A 1,094-nucleotide genomic window follows, 5' to 3' on the forward strand; every position below is an offset into this window, starting at 1 on the left:
TTATACTCAATTGTTTTCAAAAAGCAACCTTGTCCATTGTCTGCTGACAGTGGACTTTAAAACGCTTTTTTCCAGTCCTTGAATAACTTCTTGAAGCTTATCAATGACGGCTTCCAATGTTTGGAAAGCCTTGTTTTTAAAACCTCGTTTTCGAATTTCTTTCCAGACTTGTTCAATAGGGTTCATTTCTGGTGTATAAGGTGGGATAAAAGCCAACTCAATATTACTTGGAATCTCTAAGGTACTTGATTTATGCCATATAGCATTATCCATGACAAGTAAAATATAGTCATCTGGATAAGCTTGTGAGACTTGCCGTAGAAATTCATTGATCCACTCAGTATTGCATCCTCCAGCAATGAGGAAAAAGGAATCTCCTGTCTGAGCATCTACTGCCCCATAACAATAGCGATATTCTCGCATATAATGACTAGGAATGCTAGGTCGGATTCCTTGAGGAGCCCAACAAGAACTCATCTTACTGATTCTTCCGAAACCAGCTTCATCTTGGTACATCAAACGTACTTTGTTATAAGTCCCCTCTTCTTTAAAGCGCTTACTTAAGGTCTCGAATGTAGATTTTATTTTTAGACGTCTCAATTGTCTGAGCGTCTGCCTTCTTGGGATGCTCAGGTCGAGGAGTGACCGTTCGCCAACCATGTCGTTTCAGGAGATAATAGAAACCATCACGTGTGGAAGTGCGACCAATCTCTTTTTGATAGGCTTCAAATAACTGATTGACAGTTACAAATTCCCCAGCCTGAGCAGCTTCTATATGACGTTTTAGAAATGCTTGTTCTTCTTCGTAAGTCATATATTCTCTATGACGTCCACCACGGGTCTCCTGAAGAAGCGCTTCTAAACCAAACTCCTTATATTTTTTCAAATTCCTCCAAACAGTTGTTTTATTGCAATCTAGCAAATCCATGATTTCCTTATAACTCTTTTCTTTTGAGCGAAAATAAATAATCTGTAGACGTTTGTGATATTTGGCGTACGATGAATCTCTTAGGAGTTGTTCAATTTTTTGTGTTTCTTCGTTTGTAAGTTTCATAACTACTATTATAAGATGTTTTTTGATTTTAGTCCAGTAT

The 1,094-nt window shown here is 37.8% G+C and carries 1 protein-coding gene; it reads right to left on the minus strand.

From position 1 onward, the window contains the following. Window positions 1-6 precede the first annotated feature (6 nt). Window positions 7-1,054, minus strand: a protein-coding gene (locus tag HT669_RS10760; RefSeq protein ID WP_150855730.1) for an IS630 family transposase whose coding sequence is annotated in 2 segments (ribosomal slippage) — window positions 7-559 and window positions 558-1,054 — 1,050 coding nt in all. Because the reading frame shifts where the segments join, the coding sequence is not laid out codon by codon here. Between the last annotated feature and the right edge of the window lie 40 nt (window positions 1,055-1,094).

The sequence above is a fragment of the Streptococcus sp. 2100 genome, assembly GCF_013276335.1.
Classification (GTDB): domain Bacteria; phylum Bacillota; class Bacilli; order Lactobacillales; family Streptococcaceae; genus Streptococcus; species Streptococcus pseudopneumoniae.